15 protein-coding genes and 1 pseudogene are annotated in these 18,475 nt (G+C 70.9%); 6 read left to right on the top strand and 10 right to left on the bottom strand.

The annotated features are described in order from the left end of the window. Nucleotides 1-107: 107 nt before the first annotated feature. The gene (locus ABTY98_RS16825; protein WP_352221666.1) at nt 108-905 is read left to right on the top strand and encodes an IclR family transcriptional regulator; all 798 of its coding nucleotides are present in this window, start codon (nt 108-110) and stop codon (nt 903-905) included. 69 nt (nt 906-974) lie between these two features. Here the strand turns inward: ABTY98_RS16825 and ABTY98_RS16830 are convergent, their stop codons facing one another. The 5 genes from ABTY98_RS16830 to ABTY98_RS16850 form a co-directional block, all read right to left on the bottom strand. Next, nucleotides 975-2,108 carry an aromatic ring-hydroxylating oxygenase subunit alpha gene (locus ABTY98_RS16830; protein WP_352221667.1) on the bottom strand — a complete coding sequence of 378 codons (1,134 nt, stop codon included), beginning with the start codon at nt 2,106-2,108 and terminating at the stop codon, nt 975-977. Between the two features lie 52 nt (nt 2,109-2,160). Beyond that, nucleotides 2,161-3,324: an NAD(P)/FAD-dependent oxidoreductase gene (locus tag ABTY98_RS16835; RefSeq protein WP_352221668.1), complete on the bottom strand. Its 1,164-nt coding sequence runs from the start codon at nt 3,322-3,324 to the stop codon at nt 2,161-2,163. Further along, nucleotides 3,321-3,683 carry a bifunctional 3-phenylpropionate/cinnamic acid dioxygenase ferredoxin subunit gene (locus ABTY98_RS16840; RefSeq protein WP_352221669.1) on the bottom strand — a complete coding sequence of 121 codons (363 nt, stop codon included), beginning with the start codon at nt 3,681-3,683 and terminating at the stop codon, nt 3,321-3,323. Before ABTY98_RS16840 ends, ABTY98_RS16835 begins: the two co-directional genes overlap by 4 nt. 288 nt (nt 3,684-3,971) lie before the next feature. Beyond that, nucleotides 3,972-5,057: an S-(hydroxymethyl)mycothiol dehydrogenase gene (locus ABTY98_RS16845; RefSeq protein ID WP_352221670.1), complete on the bottom strand. Its 1,086-nt coding sequence runs from the start codon at nt 5,055-5,057 to the stop codon at nt 3,972-3,974. Between the two features lie 527 nt (nt 5,058-5,584). After that, nucleotides 5,585-5,752, bottom strand: a complete 168-nt coding sequence (locus tag ABTY98_RS16850; protein ID WP_352221671.1) for a DUF8839 family protein — start codon at nt 5,750-5,752, stop codon at nt 5,585-5,587. 286 nt (nt 5,753-6,038) lie between these two features. Here ABTY98_RS16850 and ABTY98_RS16855 point away from each other — a divergent pair, with 286 nt between their 5' ends. Both ABTY98_RS16855 and ABTY98_RS16860 read left to right on the top strand, forming a co-directional pair. Beyond that, nucleotides 6,039-7,568, top strand: a complete 1,530-nt coding sequence (locus ABTY98_RS16855; RefSeq protein WP_352221672.1) for an SDR family oxidoreductase — start codon at nt 6,039-6,041, stop codon at nt 7,566-7,568. Nucleotides 7,569-7,642: 74 nt separating this feature from the next. Further along, a complete protein-coding gene (locus ABTY98_RS16860; protein ID WP_352221673.1) occupies nt 7,643-9,016 on the top strand; it encodes a cryptochrome/photolyase family protein in 1,374 nt (457 codons plus the stop codon). A 9-nt stretch (nt 9,017-9,025) separates the two neighbouring features. On the opposite strand, the pseudogene ABTY98_RS16865 reads toward ABTY98_RS16860, so the two are convergent. Next, nucleotides 9,026-9,257 (bottom strand): annotated as a pseudogene (locus tag ABTY98_RS16865) (hypothetical protein); the annotation flags it as partial. A 176-nt stretch (nt 9,258-9,433) separates the two neighbouring features. Here ABTY98_RS16865 and ABTY98_RS16870 point away from each other — a divergent pair. Then, nucleotides 9,434-9,874, top strand: a complete 441-nt coding sequence (locus ABTY98_RS16870; RefSeq protein WP_352221674.1) for an SPW repeat protein — start codon at nt 9,434-9,436, stop codon at nt 9,872-9,874. Between the two features lie 71 nt (nt 9,875-9,945). Here the strand turns inward: ABTY98_RS16870 and ABTY98_RS16875 are convergent, their stop codons facing one another. From ABTY98_RS16875 to ABTY98_RS16885, 3 genes are all read right to left on the bottom strand, one after another. Continuing rightward, nucleotides 9,946-10,713 (bottom strand): ArsR/SmtB family transcription factor, encoded by a 768-nt coding sequence (locus ABTY98_RS16875; protein WP_352221845.1) that lies wholly within the window; start codon nt 10,711-10,713, stop codon nt 9,946-9,948. Between the two features lie 82 nt (nt 10,714-10,795). Then, the gene (locus tag ABTY98_RS16880) at nt 10,796-11,308 is read right to left on the bottom strand and encodes a GNAT family N-acetyltransferase (RefSeq protein ID WP_352221675.1); all 513 of its coding nucleotides are present in this window, start codon (nt 11,306-11,308) and stop codon (nt 10,796-10,798) included. Nucleotides 11,309-11,370: 62 nt separating this feature from the next. Continuing rightward, nucleotides 11,371-12,849: an APC family permease gene (locus ABTY98_RS16885; RefSeq protein WP_352221676.1), complete on the bottom strand. Its 1,479-nt coding sequence runs from the start codon at nt 12,847-12,849 to the stop codon at nt 11,371-11,373. Between the two features lie 139 nt (nt 12,850-12,988). Between ABTY98_RS16885 and ABTY98_RS16890 the strand changes: the two genes are divergently transcribed. Both ABTY98_RS16890 and ABTY98_RS16895 read left to right on the top strand, forming a co-directional pair. After that, nucleotides 12,989-14,176, top strand: coding sequence for an ROK family transcriptional regulator (locus ABTY98_RS16890; RefSeq protein WP_352221677.1), 1,188 nt, complete (start codon nt 12,989-12,991; stop codon nt 14,174-14,176). A gap of 112 nt (nt 14,177-14,288) precedes the next feature. Beyond that, entirely contained in the window at nt 14,289-17,036 is a 2,748-nt protein-coding gene (locus ABTY98_RS16895) for a glycoside hydrolase family 2 protein (protein WP_352221678.1), read from the top strand. Here the strand turns inward: ABTY98_RS16895 and ABTY98_RS16900 are convergent. After that, a complete protein-coding gene (locus ABTY98_RS16900; RefSeq protein ID WP_352221679.1) occupies nt 17,023-18,465 on the bottom strand; it encodes a hydrolase in 1,443 nt (480 codons plus the stop codon). The genes ABTY98_RS16895 and ABTY98_RS16900 overlap by 14 nt on opposite strands. Nucleotides 18,466-18,475: the final 10 nt, after the last annotated feature.

Genomic DNA, 18,475 nt, shown 5'->3' on the forward strand with positions numbered 1-18,475 from the left:
GTACGGGTATCGCTATGCGCACTAGGTTGCGAACAACGCAACTTGTAAGATCTTTGTTCACATCGCGTTTCTTGGGTGCTGTTGTTTACTCCGCGTATAGTTCCGTTATGAGCAACTACAGTCCGGATACCGAAACGCACGGCTCATCTTCCGGCGGCGTGCAGTCCGTCGACCGCGCCATCAGCGTCCTGGAGATCCTCGCCCAGCGCGGCGAGGCGGGCGTGAGCGAGGTGGCCGCCGAGATCGACGTACACAAGTCGACCGCGTTCCGTCTGCTCGGCGCCCTGGAGGCGCGCGGTCTGGTGGAGCAGGCGGGCGAACGGGGCAAGTACGCGCTCGGCTTCGGCATCGTACGTCTGGCGGGCGCGGTCACCGGGCGTATCGACGTCACCCAGCAGGGCCGGCAGGTGTGCGAGCGGCTGGCCGACGAGATCGGCGAAACGGTCAACATCGCGGTGATGCAGGAGCACTACGCGATCAACCTCTACCAGGTGCGCGGTACGGCCGCCGTCACCGCGCACAACTGGGTCGGCCAGCTGACCCCGCTGCACGCCACCTCCAGCGGCAAGATCATGCTGGCCCATCTGCCGGCGAAGGCACGGGCCGCGCTGGTCTCGGAGGGGGGCCTGAAGAAGCTCACGCCGCACACCATCTCCTCCAAGGCGAAGCTGGAGAAGAACCTCGCCGAGGCCCGGGAGCGCGGTTACGCCTGGACGCTGGAGGAGCTGGAGATCGGGCTGCACGCCATGGCCGCGCCGATCCGGGACCGGGAGGGCAAGGTCGTCGCGTCGATCAGCGCGTCCGGGCCGTCCTACCGGTTCACCGAGGAGCGTATGCACGAACTGGCTCCGGTGCTGGTCAAGGGCGCGGACGAGATCAGCCACCGCATGGGCTACCTGGGCTGACCACCCCGGGGACGACCGCCGTACGGCCCGCGTCCGCGTTCCCCGCGGGCCACGGGCGCCCTCTCTCCTTCACTCCGGCTGCCGGGTATCGAGCCGCTCGTGGACCCAGTCGTGGAAGGCGCCGATGTGGTGCTCGCTGGGCACCAGCACTCCGCCCTTGGCGTACAGCCGTGAGCTCATCCCGGGCTGGGTGCGTTCGCAGGCGTCGAAGTCCTGGCGGTTGACCCGGTCGAAGAGTTCCACGGACCGGCTGACGTCCCTGCCGCTCTCCACGACGTGCGGCAGGTAGAGCCAGTCGCACTCGACGACCGTCCGGTCGACGGCCACCGGGTACATCCGGTGGAAGATCACGTGGTCGGGGACGAGGTTGATGAACACCTGCGGTTTCACGGTGATCGCGTAGTAGCGCCGGTCCTGGTCCGCGGCGACTCCGGGGATGCGGTCGAGCCCCTCCGAACCGTCGACGGTGAAGCCCTGGATGTCCGCGCCGAACTCGGCGCCGTGGCCCACGTAGTACTGCGCCGCGTAACCGTCGGCGAACTCGGGCAGCACCTCGGTGAGTTCGGGGTGGATGGTGGCGCAGTGGTAGCACTCCATGAAGTTCTCGATGATGAGTTTCCAGTTCGCCCGTACGTCGTAGACGATCCGGCGGCCCACCGAGAGGTGGTCGATGTCGTAGTGCTCGATCGAGCCGGTGTCGCCCAGCCGCTCGACGACGGCCCCCATCACATCCTCCTCGAAGGAGGGCGGGTCCTCCGCGAGGCACACCCACACATAGCCGAGCCACTCGCGTACGGCCACGCCCACCAGGCCGTACTCGGTCCGGCCCACGTCGGGCATCCTGGTGAGGTTGGGTGCCGCGACCAGCCTGCCGTCGAGGTCGTAGGTCCAGGCGTGGTACGGGCACTGGAAGGCGTGCCTGACCTCGCCCGTGTCCTCGGTGCGGAGCTTGGCCCCGCGGTGCCGGCAGACGTTGAAGTAGGCGCGGACCGAACGGTCCCGCGCGCGGGTGACCAGGATGCTCTCCCGGCCCACGTCGACCGTGCGGAACGCGCCGGGCTTCGGCAGGTCCGCCGCGCGGGCGACGCAGAACCACATCGTCTCGAAGATGCGTTCCTGTTCCTGGGCGAAGATCCCGGGATCCGTGTAGGCGGAACCGGGGAGGGTGGCGATCAGGCTGTCCGGCAGGCTGGTCGAGGTCACGGTGCACTCCTCGGAGAACGTCGTGGTTCGGTGGGACGGCGCGGGCGCCGGGTCAGGACGCGGTGGTGCCGAACTGCTTGCGCCAGCGCGTGAACAGGCGCGGCTGGTCCATCCCGAGCACGGCGACCGGACGACCCGCCCGCCGGTAGACGGCGAGGAAGCTGCGGTCGTCGGTCGAGCCCTCCTCGACCGTCACCTCGTCGGCCCCGGCGGCGCGCCCGACGAACTGGATCCGCACGCCGTACTGGTCGGACCAGAAGTACGGCGGCCGGGGGACGCCCGGTTCCGTCGCCCCGTACGCGAGGAGCGCGGCGACGGCGGCGGCCGGCCGTTCGAGTGCGCCGGTCCAGTGCTCGACCCTGCGGTGGTCGCCGGTGTGCGGGTCGTACCAGTTGGCGCAGTCGCCCACGGCGACCACTCCGGCCACGCTGGTACGCCCGTCGGCACCGCACTTCACGCCGTTGTCGAGCACGACGCCGGAACCCTCCAGCCATTCGACGCAGGGGCGCGCCCCCACGCCGACGACGACGGTGTCGGCGGGCACACTGCGGCCGTCCTCCAGGAGTACGGCGTCCACCTGCCGCTCGCCGCTCAGCCCCTTGACCCCCACCCCGCACAAAAGCCGTACCCCGTGGTCGGCGTGGAGGGCGGAGACCACGGCCCCCATGACCTGTCCGAGCGGTCCGGCCAGCGGGGTCGGCGCCGCCTCGATCACGGTCACGTCGAGCCCGAGGGCGTACGCCGTGGAGGCGACCTCGGCGCCGACGAACCCGCCGCCGATCACCACAAGGCGGCCGCCCCGGGAAAGATCGCCCCGCAGGGCGCGGGCGTCGTCGAGGGTGCGCAGCACATGGACCCCGGCGAGGCCCTCGGTGCCGGGCAGGGTGCGGGCGGCGGCCCCGGTCGCGACGACCACGCCGTCGGCGCGGACCTCCCGGCCGTCGGCGAGCCGGATCGCCCGTCCGGTGCGGTCGAGCCCGGTGGCGCGCATCCCGAGCAGCCACTCCGCACGGAGTTCCTCGTCGTCCCGCTCCAGCGCCAGGTCCGCCTCGCCGAGGGTGCCGGCCAGGAACTCCTTGGACAACGGCGGTCTGTCGTACGGGCGATGAGGCTCATCGCCGATGACGACCAGCCGGCCGTCGTACCCCCGCTGCCGCAGCGAGCGCGCGGCCGACAGACCGGCCAGCGAGGCACCCACCACGGCCACCGTCCTCACGCCGCGCCTCCGGCGAGCCGGGCGGCGACGCACGGCGGCAGGTTGGGCGCGTCGGGGGACAGCCGGACGTAGACCGTGCCGTCCTCGACGACGACCTCGTGGGTGCGGACCGGACGCTTGGCCGGGGGTGCGTCCACGGCACCGGTCCGCAGGTCGAACTTGGAGGCGTGCAGGGGGCATTCGACCTCGCGGCCCTCCAGCCAGCCGTCGGCGAGCGAGGCGTCCTGGTGGGTGCACGTGTCGTCGATGGCGAAGAGCTCGCCGTCCTCGGTGTGGAACACCGAGACAGGCGGGTCGATATCGAGCCGGTGAGCCTCGCCTCGCGGCAGATCCGCGAGACGGCACGCGGGAATCATCATGACACCTCGGTGCGTATAGCGAAACGGATTGCGATGAGCGCAACGCCAGTCTGAGGGCGGCTCCGAAGCGTTGTCAAGGCGTTCACGCGCTGGTTCGCACGGGCCGCGACGGCCGGTCCCCGGGCACGCCGAAGCGCCCTCGAAAGCAGGGGTGAACAGGGGAAACAGGCATCCCTTCGAGTGCGCCGACGGCCCTGCTCCGGTGCCGTGCGAGGGCCCGTCACCGGGGCAGGGCCGCGTCGTCGCGGGGGCGGTTTCAGAAACCGCGGTCTGTCCGCTCCTGGCTCATCACAGGACCACCACCGAGCGCAGGACGTCACCGTGGCGCATCCGCTCGAAGGCCTTCTCGACCTCGTCCAGGGCGATGGTCTCGGTGACGAAGGCGTCCAGGTCGATGCGGCCCTGCAGCCAGAGGTCGATGAGCATCGGGAAGTCACGGGAGGGCAGACAGTCCCCGTACCAGGACGACTTGAGCGCCCCGCCCCGGCCGAAGACGTCCAGCAGCGGCAGCTCCAGCTTCATCTCCGGGGTGGGGACGCCGACCAGCACGACGGTCCCGGCGAGGTCACGGGCGTAGAAGGCCTGCCGGTAGGTCTCCGGCCGCCCCACCGCCTCGATCACGACGTCGGCGCCGAAGCCGCCGGTCAACTCCCGCACCGCTTCGATGGCGTCGTTCTCCTGGGAGTTGACCGTGTGGGTGGCGCCGAGTTTCCGCGCCGTGTCCAGCTTGCGGTCGTCGATGTCCACCGCGATGATCCTCGCCGCCCCGGCCAGGTTCGAGCCGAGGACCGCCGCGGCGCCCACGCCGCCGCAGCCGATCACGGTGACGCTGTCTCCGCGTCCGACGCCACCGGTGTTGAGGGCGGCGCCGATGCCCGCCATCACCCCGCAGCCGAGCAGCCCGGCGGCCGCCGCGGACGCGGCCGGGTCGACCTTGGTGCACTGTCCGGCCGCCACCAGCGTCTTCTCGGCGAAGGCGCCGATCCCGAGGGCAGGGGAGAGTTCCGTTCGGTCGGTCAACGTCATCTTCTGCCTGGCGTTGTGCGTACTGAAGCAGTACCACGGCCGCCCGCGCAGACAGGCGCGGCACTGTCCGCACACGGCCCGCCAGTTGAGGATGACGAAGTCGCCGGGTGCCACGTCGGTGACCCCGTCGCCGACCGCCTCGACGACCCCCGCCGCCTCATGTCCCAACAGGTACGGGAAGTCGTCGCCGATCCCGCCCTCCCGGTAGTGCAGATCGGTGTGGCAGACCCCGCAGGCCTCGACCTTGACCAGCGCCTCACCCGGCCCGGGATCGGGCACCACGATCGTTTCCAGGCTGACAGGGGCGCCCTTGCTCCGCGCGACGACGGCATGGACCTGCTGGGACATGGCCACTCCTCGGCTGACAGAGGGGGCGAGATGTTGCCCATTACGACACGCATCTCGTGAATCGCAACACAGCATCGCGGAGGCCGAAGCGGCGGTCAAGGATCTGTCAGCCGACCGCCGTTGTCGGTGCAGCCGTCGCGCCTGACGGGGACAGCCGCTCCGGCTGCCCAGAGTCACCCTCGCGGGTGGCAGGCCCGGCCCTCGGGGATGCCTGGGGGTCAGCCCCCGCGGATGGCAGGTCCGGCCCTCGGGGGTGCCTGGGGTCAGCCGCCCCAGTGCCGAGGTCATCCCGCGTGCCGGAGTCAGCCCCCGCGGATGCCCGGGGTCAGCCGTCCCGCAGGGCGGAGCCGTCCCGCGTGCCGGAGGCAGCCGCCCCAGTGCCGAGGTCATCCCGCGTGCCGGAGTCAGCCCCCGCGGATGCCCGGGGTCAGCCGTCCCGCGTGCCGGAGGCAGCCGCCCCGGTGCCGAGGTCATCCCGCGCGCCGGAGTCAACCCTCGCGGGTGACGGGTTCAGCCGTCCCTCACTGTCAGTCGTCGTCCGGGCCGGGGACCACGACCAGGAAGGCGTCCGTCCGCAGATCCATCACGACCGTGGCAGGCTCGCCCTCGGCGCGGCGCTCCGCCGCGTACTCCTCCGCCGGCCAGGATCCCCGCGGTGATCCGGCAGGGAAACGCTCCAACACCTTCGCGCTCATAGCGGCTGACACCTCCAGCGTCCTTCCATCGACTGGACAGGGCTCCTCTCCTGTGGTTCGCCTGCCCGCGATGGGCGCGGACATGCCGAGGGAGCGGACAGGGCCGCTGCCGACGGCGCGCGGAAGCGGCCCCGCGCGCTCCAGCCCCCGGACGTCCCGGCGCCGCCGTATACCGCTCCCGGTCGACCGCTGTCGCCGGCGGCCGGACCATGGAACCGCCGCATCCGAAACGGCGGCACGCGTGGAAGTGATCTCCAGGGGGTCAGACGCGGAGGACGCAGAGCTGATGAACGCTGACGACGACGCCCCCGGCCTGCGTTGCCTGGTGACCGGGGCGACCGGATACATCGGCGGCAGGCTGGTGCCGGAGCTGCTCGACCAGGGCCATCGGGTGCGCTGTCTGGCGCGCTCCCCCGGCAAGCTGCGCGACCACCCCTGGGCCGGGCGGGCGGAGGTGGTGCGAGGCGATGTCACGGACGCCGCCCGCGTCGCCGAAGCCATGCGGGGCGTCGACGTCGCCTACTACCTGGTGCACGCGCTGGGCACCGGCGACGATTTCGAGGCGACCGACCGCAGGGCGGCGCGGATCTTCGGTGAGTCGGCCCGCGCCGCAGGGGTGCGGCGCGTCGTCTACCTCGGTGGCCTGACGCCGTCGGGCGTGGCGGAATCCGAGTTGTCACCGCATCTGCGGTCGCGGGCCGAGGTGGGCCGGATCCTGCTGGACTCCGGTGTGCCCACGACCGTCCTGCGCGCCGCGGTCGTCATCGGTTCGGGCTCCGTCTCCTTCGAGATGCTGCGCTACCTCACCGAGCGTCTGCCGGTCATGGTCACCCCCAGCTGGGTGCGCACCCGCATCCAGCCCGTGGCGGTCCGCGACGTGCTGCGATATCTCGTCGGCAGTGCCCGGATGCCGGCCGACGTCAGCCGCGCGTTCGACATCGGCGGACCGGACGTGGTGACCTACCGCGACATGATGCTGCGGTACGCGGCGGTCGCCGGACTGCCCCGCCGGGTCATCCTCCCCGTGCCCGTACTGACCCCCGGCCTGTCCAGTCACTGGGTCGGGCTGGTCACCCCGGTCCCCGCGTCGATCGCCCGGCCGCTGACCGAGTCGCTGCGCCACGAGGTCGTCTGCCACGAGCACGACATCGCGCGGTACCTGCCCGAACCTCCCGGCTGCCCGATCGGCTTCGACGAGGCGGTGCGGCTGGCCCTGCAGCGGGTCCGTGATGCGCGGGTCGCCACCCGCTGGTCGTCGGCGGCGGTGCCCGGCGCGCCCAGCGACCCGCTGCCCACCGACCCCGACTGGGCGGGCGGCAGCCTGTACACGGACCGGCGGGAGCTGATCGTGGACGCCTCGCGGGAGGCCCTGTGGCAGGTGATCGAGGGGATCGGCGGCGACAACGGCTGGTACTCCTTCCCCCTGGCCTGGGCGGTGCGGGGACGCCTGGACCGGCTGGTGGGCGGGGTGGGGCTGCGCCGGGGGCGGCGGGACGCGGTCCGGCTGCGGGCCGGCGACTCGCTGGACTTCTGGCGGGTGGAGGAGATCGAGCCAGGCCGTCTGCTGCGGCTGCGGGCCGAGATGCGGCTGCCGGGTCTCGCCTGGCTGGAGATGTACGCCGACACGGACCCCGCCGGCCGTACCCGCTACCGCCAGCGGGCCCTCTTCCATCCGCACGGGCTGCTCGGCCACGCCTACTGGTGGAGCGTCTCCCCCTTCCACGCGGTCGTGTTCGGCGGCATGGCCCGCAACATCGCGCTCGCCGCGGCCCGCATCCCGGCCACCCCCGCGAGGGAACCCACGCCCGGCGGCTGACGACCGCATCCGCGGTGCCCGCCGGGCCGGAAGCACCTCACCGGCCGCCAGCCATTCGACCCCGGAGAAGCACCATGAGCGTCTCGGTCGTCCTGTTCACCGCCGACCTGCGCCTGCACGACCATCCGCCGCTGCGGGCAGCGAACGAGGCCGGCGAGGTGGTCCCGCTGTTCGTACGCGACAAGGGCGTCACGGACGCGGGGTTCGCCGTGCCCAACCGGCTGGCGTTCCTCGCCGACTGCCTGCGGGACCTCGACGGCGGTCTGCGGGAGAGGAGCGGACGGCTGGTGGTGCGCTCCGGCGACGTCGTCGAGGAGGTGTGCAAGGTGGCCGCCGAGACGGGCGCCGACGAAGTGCATCTGGCCGGCGACGTCAGCGCCTACGCCCTGCTGCGGGAGCGGCGGCTGCGCCGGGCGCTGGAGTCGGAGGGACGGCGCCTGCACGTGCACGACACCGTGACCACCGCCGTGACACCCGGCGACCTCACCCCGGCCTCCTCGGACCACTTCGCCGTCTTCACCCCGTACTTCCGCCGGTGGTCCGGCGTGCGGCTGCGGGACGCGCTCGCCGTCCCGCGCACCGTGCGGGTCCCGGACGGGGTCGGCTCCGAAGGTCTGCCCTCCCGCACCGGCCTCTCCGGAGTGTCCGAGGGCCTGGCGGCCGGCGGGGAGACGGAGGGCCGCAAGCGTCTGTCGGCCTGGCTGCGCGGCGGGATCGGCACGTACGAGGAACGCCACGACCACCTGGCGGGCGACGCCACCTCCCGTCTCTCGCCCCATCTGCACTTCGGGACGCTCTCCCCCGTCGAACTGGTCCACCGGTCACGCAAGGCGGCCGGCCCCGGCGCCGAGGCTTTCGTACGGCAGATCGCCTGGCGTGACTTCCACCGCCAGGTGCTCGCCGCCCGGCCGGCGGCCGCCATCGCCGACTACCGGACCAGACACGATCGCTGGCGCTCCGAGTACGCCGCCCGCGAGGACGTCGAGGCCTGGAAGGAGGGCCGCACCGGATACCCGGTGATCGACGCGGCGATGCGCCAGCTGCGCCACGAGGGCTGGATGCACAACCGGGGCCGGCTGCTGGCCGCGAGTTTCCTCGCCAAGACCCTGTACGTCGACTGGCGCGTGGGCGCCCGCCACTTCCTGGACCTCCTGGTCGACGGTGACGTCGCCAACAACCAGCTCAACTGGCAGTGGATGGCGGGCACCGGCACCGACACCCGCCCCAACCGCGTCCTCAACCCCGTCACCCAGGCCAGGCGCTACGACCCCGACGGGGCGTACGTCCGCCACTGGGTTCCCGAACTCGCCGGAATCGACGGCCCGGCGGTGCACGAGCCCTGGAAGCTGCGGGGTCCGGACCGGGCCGGACAGGACGGCTACCCGGACCCGGTCGTCGAGCTCTCCGAGGGCCTCGCCCGCTTCAAGCGAGCCCGCGCCCGCGACTGAGGCAGCCCCGCGCATGGCCCCCTGCCTCGGACCGGACCAGCCGGGTCCGCCCAGCACGACCAGGGGACGGCGGCGCGCGCCTTTCACCCCCCCACCAGGGGCGACGGGTCCGGCGCCCTGCCGCTCGGGCGGCGGGGTGCGACGGCGCAGGGGCGGTGGAGACATGCCAGGACAGCAGGTGCTCGACCAGGTGCTCGACCTCGTCGTAACGGCCGCCGGACGACGCCCACTTGCGTCCCACTCCACGGCGGCGGTCAGCGGTTCCTCGACGGCCGGGGACGCCCTGCTCCCCGCCTGTTTCCGGTATCCGCGTCCCGCTCTACACATAAAGAAGAAATAAGGGCACAATGTCCGATAGCGGCGTATTTCCGCACGCACCAGACGCGGTCAGGCCTGCACAGTCAAAGGAGACGACTCATGGCCAACGTCTCGCACGGCAGAAGCGACATAACGAGCCACCCCGATATCGGAGAGATGCGGGAGCGCTACGACCGCATGCTCGGCGGTCGTGATGTGGCCCTCGTGGACGGACCGGTGTTCCTGCTCGGTCTGTACTGCGCGGCGTCCCCGTGGATCCTCCACTACACGGCCAGCCAGCCGGCGCTGATGACCCACAACCTGATCATCGGCATAGCGATAGGCCTGCTGGCGCTGGGGTTCACCCGGGCTCCGGAGCGCATGTACGGCCTCAGCTGGGCCATGTGCGCCATGGGCCTCTGGATGATCGTCGCGCCCTGGGTGGTCGGCCGCAGCCCGGACACGGGCGTCATCATCAACAACATCGTCATCGGCGCACTGGCCTTCTGCCTCGGGCTGGTGTGTGCCGCTTCGACGGCCCGGCGGACGCCTCTGGCGTAGCCACACCGAACTCCCCCTTGGAAGGGAGGACGCGGGGTCGGTCCGGTGACGGCGGACCGGCCCCGCCGCGGTCACCGGCCGGGCACCAGCCAGGGCTCCTGCGGGAGCGGGCTGCCGGTCTCGATGAGGGACTTCAGGTTGGAGAGTACAGCGGGCCAGCCGGCCGAGACGCCGCGCAGCTCGTCCTCTCCGTCCAGGTCCTCGTGGGTGACGGTGAGCCGGACGATGTCGGCGCGCCGCTGGATGTCGAAGGTGACCCGGGAGTGCCGGTCCGGCTCCCCTTCGCGCTCCGGCGCGGCCCAGCTGGTGACCAGCCGGGCCGGGCGCTCGCTCTCGACGACGGTGCCGACCACGTCGGCGATGCCGGAGCCGTCGGTGCGCACATGCTCCCAGCGGGAGCCGGGCCGCCAGTCGGAGACGTTGGAGTGCCCCCAGTAGACGGCGGTCAGGTCGGCGTCCGTGAGGGCGTCCCAGACCTTCTCGGGGGTGCTGGCGATGTAGGTGACATAGACATAGCGGGGCTTGTCGCTCATGGCTTCCTCGGCTCGTCGCTTCAGGTCGCCGAGCGCGCGCAGCCGCGGGCGCTCGAACTTGTCGATCCACCGCTCCTGGATCTCGTGGAGCGGCACGGGGTTGAGGTAGTGCAGCTTCTCCCGCCCCCGCCGCACGGTGCTGATCAGATTCGCGGCCTCCAGGACGGCCAGGTGCCCGGTCACCGACTGCCGGGTCATCGCGATGCGCTCGCACAGCTCGCCCAGCGTCTGCCCGTTCTGCTCGTGCAGCCGGTCGAGCAACCGTCTGCGCGTGTCGTCGGCCAGCGCCTTGAAGACCTGGTCCATTCCACTGTCGCCCTCTGCTCGCACACTCAACGTTATGCAGGCACCTGCCTGCATGTCAACGTCCGCGGTGGGCTGCACGCACTCATACCCCCAGATCGAACGAGATCCACACGTCCGGCGACAGCTCCGGCCGGCCCGGAACCGGACGGGGTTCCTCCGTCCAGGCGTCGCCCGCGAGCTCGGCCGCGACCCGCCGCCAGAAGGCGACGGCGCCTGGGTTCTCGTACTGGAACGCGATCTCCCAGCTGCCCGGATGCCGGGTGAGGACCTCGCGCACGGTCCGCAGCCCGACGCCTGTCCGGCGTGCGCCTCGGGCCACGAAGAAGCTGTTGAGCACCCGCACGGGTCCGCCCAGCCCCCGGACGAAGGCGAAGCCGACCGGATGCTCGCCCTGCACGAACAGATACGGCGCCCAGTCGGGCGAGGAGAAGGCGTCCTCGACGCGCTCGCTACGGAACGTGCCGTCGGGGTTGGGCAGCAGCCGGCGGAACTCGGACAGGTCGTGGCGGAACATCAGCCACAGCCGTTCGACGGCAGAGCGGTCCTCGACGGAGGCCGGACGGACGACGACGTCGGTTTCAGTGGTGTCGGACATGAAAAAAGCCTCACCCGACGGGAGTTGACCGCGCCGGGTGAGGCTGACGTGTGTCTGGGAGACTACACCGCTACCGGGCTCTCGGGCGTCAGATACTCCTCGCTGACCTCCTTCCGCCCGAACGGCCACACCTTCTCCAGGCGCGCCCAGATCAGGAACGCCACACAGCCGAGGGCGAGCCAGGCCAGGGACCACTCGATGGGGTGGCGGCCCGGGGAGTTCTTGTCGGCGTAGCCGTAGATGACGCACCAGCCGGCGAAGGCGATGATGCTCGGCACGGGGTAGAGCCACATGCGGTACGGCCGTTTCAGCGCCGGCTGGCGGCGGCGCAGCACCGTGAGCGCCACGATCTGCGCCAGTGCCTGCACGATCACCATCACGGTGGTGAGCAGCTGGATCAGCGTGGCCAGGTCGGTGTGGCGGCCGATCAGGAAGCCGACGGCGGTGATCACGCCCATGGTGGCAAGGCCCAGCATCGGGAAGCGGTGCTTGGGGTGGAGCTTCTCGTAGGGGCGGAAGAAGACCCGGTCCCGGGCCGCGTCGTACGGCACCCGGGAGCCGCCGAGCAGGCCGGTGAAGACCGAGGCGAACGCCGTGATCAGGATCAGGACGGTCACGGTGTCGGCGGCGCCCTTGCCCCAGGTCTTCTCCAGGACAGCCGAGGCGACCGAGGTCGAGGCGATGTCGTCCGGGTTCGTCATGCGGTGCCAGTCGATGACGCCGAGCGTGCCGATCTGCAGCAGCAGGTAGATAGCCATGATGCCGACGATCGAGAAGAGGATGGAGCGCGGCAGGGTGCGGCCGGGGTCCTTGATCTCGGCGCCCATGTAGGCGGTGGTGTTGTAGCCCAGGTAGTCGTAGATGCCGATGGTCAGGCCCGCGGCGAAGCCGAGCCAGAAGTGGTCGCTGGTCAGGTCGAAGGCGTGCGCCGGGTACGTGAACGCCAGGTGCGGGCTGAAGTCGCTCGCCGCGGCGACGATCACCAGCAGCACGGAGGCGATCATCACCGTCCACATGACGGCGGTGATCCGGGCGATGTGCTCGATGCCCCGCCAGAGCAGGAGCACCACCAGGGCGATGATGCCGAGCCCGATCAGGTCGCCCGAGGTCCGGCCGAGGCCGGGGGCGAGATAGCCCAGGTACTGGACGAAGCCGACCACGCCCGTGGACATGATCAGCGGGATGAAGAGCATCGCCGTCCAGACGAAGAGGAACGGCATCAGGCGTCCGGTGCGGTACTGGAAGGCCTGGCGCAGATAGACGTAACTGCCGCCGGAGCCGGGCATCGCGGCGCCGAGCTCGGCCCAGACGAGGCCGTCGCAGAGCGCGAGCACGGCGCCCGCCACGAAGCCGATCACCGCCTGCGGGCCGCCGAACGCACCCACCATCAGCGGGATGGTCACGAACGGGCCGATGCCGCACATCTGGCTCATGTTGATGGCGGTGGCCTGGAACTGGCCGACGCGCCGGACGAAACCGCCTTCGGACGGCGGACTACCAGGACCGAGGGGACTACCGGGACTATCGGGACTACCGGACATAGGGGCTCCTGAGCGAGGCACTGAGGGAAGAGCGGGACGCGGACGACGGGCAGCGGCCGATTCGGCGGGATGGCCGATAAAGTTAAGGAGCCTTACTAGATGCGTCAAGTATGCGTCAGGAATCGGTGAGAATGGTGTGATGGCCGCCAGCGACGTCGTAGAGCAGCAGGAACAGCCCTGGAGCCGGCAGCGACTGCGCAGCACCAACGAGCGGCTGCTGCTGGACCGGCTGCGCCTGCTCGGTTCCGCCTCCCGCGCCCAACTCGCCCGTGAGACCGGGCTTTCGAAGCCGACGGTCTCCAGCGCGCTCGCGGCACTGGAGTCGGCGGGCATGGTCCACGAGGTCGGCACCCATGCTCCGGAGCGCGGCCGCACGGCCGTGCTGTACGCGCCCGACCCGGCGGCCGGGTACGCGCTCGGCGTCGACGTGGGCCGCGGCTGGCTGCGGGTGGCGGTCGCCGACCTGGACGGCACCCTGGTCGCCCGCTCCGACGTGCGCAACCGGGCCCGTGGTTCGGGCGCGATGGCCGACCTGCTGGTCACCACCGCACGGCAGGTCGTCGCCAACTCGGGGGTGGATCCGGCCGAGGTGGTGCACGGGGTGGTGGGCACGCCCGGTGTGTACGACGAGCGGCAGCGGCGGGTGCGGTACGCGATGCATCTGCCGGGCTGGGGGCGCGCGGGACTGTTCGACCGGATGCACGACGAGTTGGGCGTCCCGCTGGAGGTGCACAACGACGCCAATCTCGCGGCGCTGGGCGAGTACACGTACGGCGTCGGGGCGGGCAGCCGGCTGTTCGCGTACATCATGATCGGCACCGGTCTCGGGATGGGGGTCGTCAGCGAGGGCCGGCTGTTCACGGGGGCGCACGGGCTCGCCGGGGAGATCGGCTTCCTGCCCTGGCCCGGGCGGCAGCGCAAATCCGAGCGGCTGGAGGACGCGGTGTCGGGGGTGGCCGTGGTCGAGGCGGCGCGCCGGTTCGGAATGAGCGGGCAGCTCACCGCGAAGTCCGTGTTCGACGCGGCCCGCCAGGGGGACCCCGCCGCCGTCGAGGCGGTACGGCTCGAGGGCGAGCGGATCGCGCACACGGTGGCGGCGGCCGCGGCCGTACTCGATCCCGACCTGGTGGTGCTGGGCGGCGGGGTCGGCCACAGCGTCGACCTGCTGCTGCGCCCGGTCCGGGACCATCTGCGCACGCTCACCCCGCTGCGCCCGAAGCTCGCGCCCAGCCGGCTCGGCGAGGACGCGGTGCTGCTCGGCGCGGTGGCCACGGCCCTCGGGACCGCCCGTGACCTGGTCTTCGAGCGCAGGTCGGCCACGTCCTGAATCCTGCGCCGCCAACTCGCGCGGGCGCCATGGTGATTGACACGGCCCTCTCAGGACCCTAGTTTGAGCCGGGTTAGTAAAGTTTCCTAACTTTACGAGCCTGGAGACCACCGTGTTCCCTCGCCGCCCCGGACACCGCCTCGCCACGGCCGCCGTGGCCCTGGGCCTGCTCTGTTCACTCAACACCAGCGCCTGGGCCGGGGCCCGCGACCTGGCCCACGGGCACGCCCGGATCACCCGTGTGCCGTCCACCGCCGGGTCGCAGACCCCGCTGTCCGGCTATGCGATCCGGTCGACGGCCGACGTGAGCGACTCGGCGTCGGCGGTCTCCTCCCCCGGCTACCCGGCCAAGGGCTGGTATCCGGCGGGCGCCCGCTCCACGGTGCTGGCCGCGCTCCTCGCCGACGGTGCGTACCCCGACCCGTTCGTCTCCACCAATCTGCAGAAGATCCCCAAGTCGCCCTTCCAGGTGCCCTGGTGGTACCGCAGCGACTTCACCGTGACGGACACCTCGCAGCGCACCTATCTGGACTTCAGCGGGGTGATCTCGGCGGCGGACGTGTACGTCAACGGCCGCCAGGTCGCGACGACCACCGACGTGACCGGCGCTTACACCCACCATGAGCTGGACGTCACCTCGCTGGTCGGGTCCGGGACGAACACGGTCGCCTTCCGTATCCAGCCCAACGACCCGGACAAGAACCTCACCATGGGCTGGATCGACTGGCTCCAGCCGCCCCCCGACCAGAACATGGGCATCGTCCGTGACGTCCTGGTCCGGCGCGGCGGCCCGGTGGCGCTGCGCGACGCGCACGTGGTGACCAGGCTCGCGGTGCCGTCCCTGGCGACGGCCGACCTGACGGTGAGGGCACAGGCCCGCAACGACTCCGACACGCCGGTCACGGCCGAGGTCTCCGGCACGGTCGCCGGAGTGGCCGTCACCCGGTCTGTCGCCCTCGCAGCCCACCAGACCAAGACCGTGACCTTCACCCCCGCCGACGTCCCGGGCCTGCACCTCACGTCCCCGAAGGTGTGGTGGCCGGCCGGCATGGGCGGCCAGCCGCTCTACGACCTCGATCTCACCGCCTCCGTCGTCGGCACGGCGTCGGACACCGCGCATCAGAGCTTCGGCATCCGTGACGTCCAGGCACCGCTGAACTCCGACGGCGCCCGCCAGTACTCGATCAACGGCCGCAGGCTGCTGATCAAGGGCGGCGGCTGGTCACCGGACGAGTTCCTGCGCTGGGACCGGACCTATGCCGAGGACCGCCTGAAGTACGCGCTCGACCTCGGACTCAACGCCATCCGTCTGGAAGGCCATATCGAGCCCGACGAGTTCTTCGACATCGCCGACCGGTACGGCATCCTCACGCTGCCCGGCTGGGAGTGCTGCGACAAGTGGGAGGGCCAGGTCAACGGCGACGGCGAGCGCGGCGAGAAGTGGACGGCCGCCGACTACCCGGTGGCCCAGGCCTCCATGACCGCCGAGGCCGCCCGGCTGCGGGACCATCCGAGCGTCGTCTCCTTCCTGATCGGCAGCGACTTCGCGCCCGACGCGAAGATCGAGAAGACCTACCTGGACGCCCTGAAGGCGGCCGACTGGGCCACCCCCGTGGTCTCCGCCGCCTCCGACAACTCCACTCCGCAGCTGGGCAGTTCGGGCATGAAGATGACCGGCCCCTACGACTGGATCCCGCCGAACTACTGGTACGCCAAGCGTGAGGGCGGCGCCACCGGCTTCAACTCCGAGACCAGCGCGGGCCCGGACATCCCCACCCTCGACACCCTGCGCCGCATGATGACCCCGGCCGAGCTCGACACCCTCTGGAAGAACCCGGACCTCAAGCAGTACCACCGCTCCCCGTCCCCGGTCTTCGGCACCCTCAAGATCTACGACGAGGCTCTCACCGGCCGCTACGGCGCCCCGAAGAGCCTCACCGACTACGTACGCAAGGCGCAGCTCGCCCAGTACGAGAACGTCCGCGCCCAGTACGAGGCGTACGGACGCAACCAGACCGACTCCTCGAAGCCGTCCACCGGGGTCGTCTACTGGATGTTCAACAGCGGCTGGACGTCCCTGCACTGGCAGCTGATGGACCGTTATCTCGACCAGGGCGGCGCCTACTTCGGCGCGAAGAAGGCCAACGAGGCCCTGCACATCCAGTACTCGTACGACGACCGCTCCGTGGCCGTGGTGAACAACCGGCACACCTCGGCGTCCCGGCTCACCGCACGGGCGACGCTCTTCAACCCGGACGGCACCCAGAAGTACGACCAGAGCGTCACCGATGTCTCGGTCAAGGGCGACGGCGCGCACACCACCGCGCTCACCCTGCCGACGTCGGTGAGCGGACTGTCGTCCACGTACCTGGCGCGGCTGGTCCTGACCGACGCGACGGGTAAGGAGGTGAGCCGCAACGTCTACTGGCTCTCCACCAAGCCGGACACCCTCGACTGGGCGGGCACGGACTGGTACCACACGCCGACGACGAGCTACGCGGAACTGAAGGGGCTGACGTCGATGGCCCAGGTGCCGGTCACGGCCACGGCGTCGACCACGGCCGCGGACGGCATGGCGACCACCACGGTGACGGTCCGCAACACGGGCACGGACAAGACCCCGTCCCTGCTGACGGACGTCCACTTGGTCGACGCGAACGGCAGGCCGGTGCTGCCGGTGCGCTGGTCGGACAACGAGGTCAGCCTGTGGCCGGGCGAGTCGGCGACCCTGACGGCCACCTACCGCATCGCCGACCTGCACGGCTCGCAGCCCCGGGTGCGGGTCTCCGGCTGGAACGCGGTGGAGCGGACGGTTCCGGCGGGGCTGCCGGCACCGTCCGCCCAGCTCAGCTCACGTTGAGCGCGGTGTCGTCGATGACGAAGGACGTCTGGAGGGTCGACCCCTCGACGCCGCTGAACTTGATCGTGGCCGTCGTGCCGGCCAGGGAGGAGACGTCGAAGCTCTTCAGGACGTATCCGGAGGCCGCGTTGAGGTTGGAGTACGTGGCCAGGGTGGTGGATCCGGCGGTCACCGTCAGCTTGTCGTAGGCGGTGCTGGTGGTGGTCTCCGCGGTGTCCACGTGCAGATAGAAGCTGAGGGTCGCGGAGCAGCCGGACGGGATGGTCACCGACTGGGACAGCGTGTCGGTGTGGGCCGATCCGTAGCCGTCGAGCCAGGCCTTGTAGGAGCCGGTGCGGGCGGCCTCGCTGGTGGAGTTGGTGATGACCCCGCTGCTGGCGGTCCAGGTGGTGTTTCCGGACTCGAAGCCGGGGTTGCCGAGCAGCTGGGCGGCGGTGCAGGTGCCACCACCACCACCACCGCCACCGCCACCGCCTCCGCCGCTGCTGCTGCCGTTCCCGGCGAGCCAGGCGGTGGCGTTCAGGGCGAGGGCCGCGTTGGTGGCGCCGCTGTCGTTCCAGCCGTCGTACAGCGTGTTGCCGGACTGGCCCGTGCCGTCGTCGATGGGCGAGGAGTCGCCCCAGAAGGCGACCCGCCCGCTGCCGAAGGTGCTGGTGGCGAAGAAGGCTCCGGTGTTGCCGGAGTAACCGCTGCGGTAGAGGAGACCCTTGACGCTGGAGTTGTCGGAGGGCTTCAGGGTGGCGGTCGTACCGTCGGCGATCAGACTCTTGGTGACGGTGCCGAACGAGCCGTGCAGCACGGGGTCGGTGCTGTCGCTGATCGCGGCCGGGTAGCCGGAGCTGATGTCGAGCGTGTCGATCGAGAACCCGAACGGGTCGGTCGAGTCGACGCTGTTGTTCGTCATCAGGTCGTTGAGGATCTCGACCGCGTCGTAGCCGTCGTTGTTGCGGTCGGCGCCGGTGTGGTCGGAGATCATGAACAGACCGCCGCCGTTCTTCACGAAGTTCATGATCGCCGTCTTCTCGGCGGTCGTGAACAGCGTGTTCGGCTCGGGGAGCACCAGCGCGTCGAACTTCGACAGGTCGGTGGTCGTCGAACCGCCGTACGTCAGGGCGCTGGTGGCGGTCTTGAGGCTGTAGCTGCCGGTCTTCTGGAGATCGACGCCCCATGACGAGAGGGCGCCGGTCCAGTCCGTCTCCGAGGACGGGGAGGAGTCCTGGGAGAGCGGGTCGGGCTTGCTGGTGGAGATGATCCAGTCCGCGTTGCCTGCCTCCTCGGCATGGCCGTCGTCGAACAGGACGCGGTAGGTGGTGGCCGCGTGGGCGGGGGCGGCGGCTGTGCCGACCTGGAGGGCGGCTCCCGTGACGAGCAGGGCGAACCCGGCCAGGGCGGTGGTGATTCTGCGGCGGGATCTGCTGGATCCAAGCATCCGGCGAACC

It is taken from the genome of Streptomyces sp. NPDC096040 (assembly GCF_040303265.1).
Classification (GTDB): domain Bacteria; phylum Actinomycetota; class Actinomycetes; order Streptomycetales; family Streptomycetaceae; genus Streptomyces.

Coding starts and splice junctions, on each gene's coding strand:
- ABTY98_RS16825 (WP_352221666.1), top strand. CDS start 108: ATGAGCAACTACAGTCCGGATACCGAAACGCACGGCTCATCTTCCGGC.
- ABTY98_RS16840 (WP_352221669.1), bottom strand. CDS start 3,683: ATGATGATTCCCGCGTGCCGTCTCGCGGATCTGCCGCGAGGCGAGGCT.
- ABTY98_RS16845 (WP_352221670.1), bottom strand. CDS start 5,057: ATGTCCCAGCAGGTCCATGCCGTCGTCGCGCGGAGCAAGGGCGCCCCT.
- ABTY98_RS16850 (WP_352221671.1), bottom strand. CDS start 5,752: ATGAGCGCGAAGGTGTTGGAGCGTTTCCCTGCCGGATCACCGCGGGGA.
- ABTY98_RS16855 (WP_352221672.1), top strand. CDS start 6,039: ATGAACGCTGACGACGACGCCCCCGGCCTGCGTTGCCTGGTGACCGGG.
- ABTY98_RS16860 (WP_352221673.1), top strand. CDS start 7,643: ATGAGCGTCTCGGTCGTCCTGTTCACCGCCGACCTGCGCCTGCACGAC.
- ABTY98_RS16870 (WP_352221674.1), top strand. CDS start 9,434: ATGGCCAACGTCTCGCACGGCAGAAGCGACATAACGAGCCACCCCGAT.
- ABTY98_RS16875 (WP_352221845.1), bottom strand. CDS start 10,713: ATGGACCAGGTCTTCAAGGCGCTGGCCGACGACACGCGCAGACGGTTG.
- ABTY98_RS16880 (WP_352221675.1), bottom strand. CDS start 11,308: ATGTCCGACACCACTGAAACCGACGTCGTCGTCCGTCCGGCCTCCGTC.
- ABTY98_RS16885 (WP_352221676.1), bottom strand. CDS start 12,849: ATGTCCGGTAGTCCCGATAGTCCCGGTAGTCCCCTCGGTCCTGGTAGT.
- ABTY98_RS16890 (WP_352221677.1), top strand. CDS start 12,989: ATGGCCGCCAGCGACGTCGTAGAGCAGCAGGAACAGCCCTGGAGCCGG.
- ABTY98_RS16900 (WP_352221679.1), bottom strand. CDS start 18,465: ATGCTTGGATCCAGCAGATCCCGCCGCAGAATCACCACCGCCCTGGCC.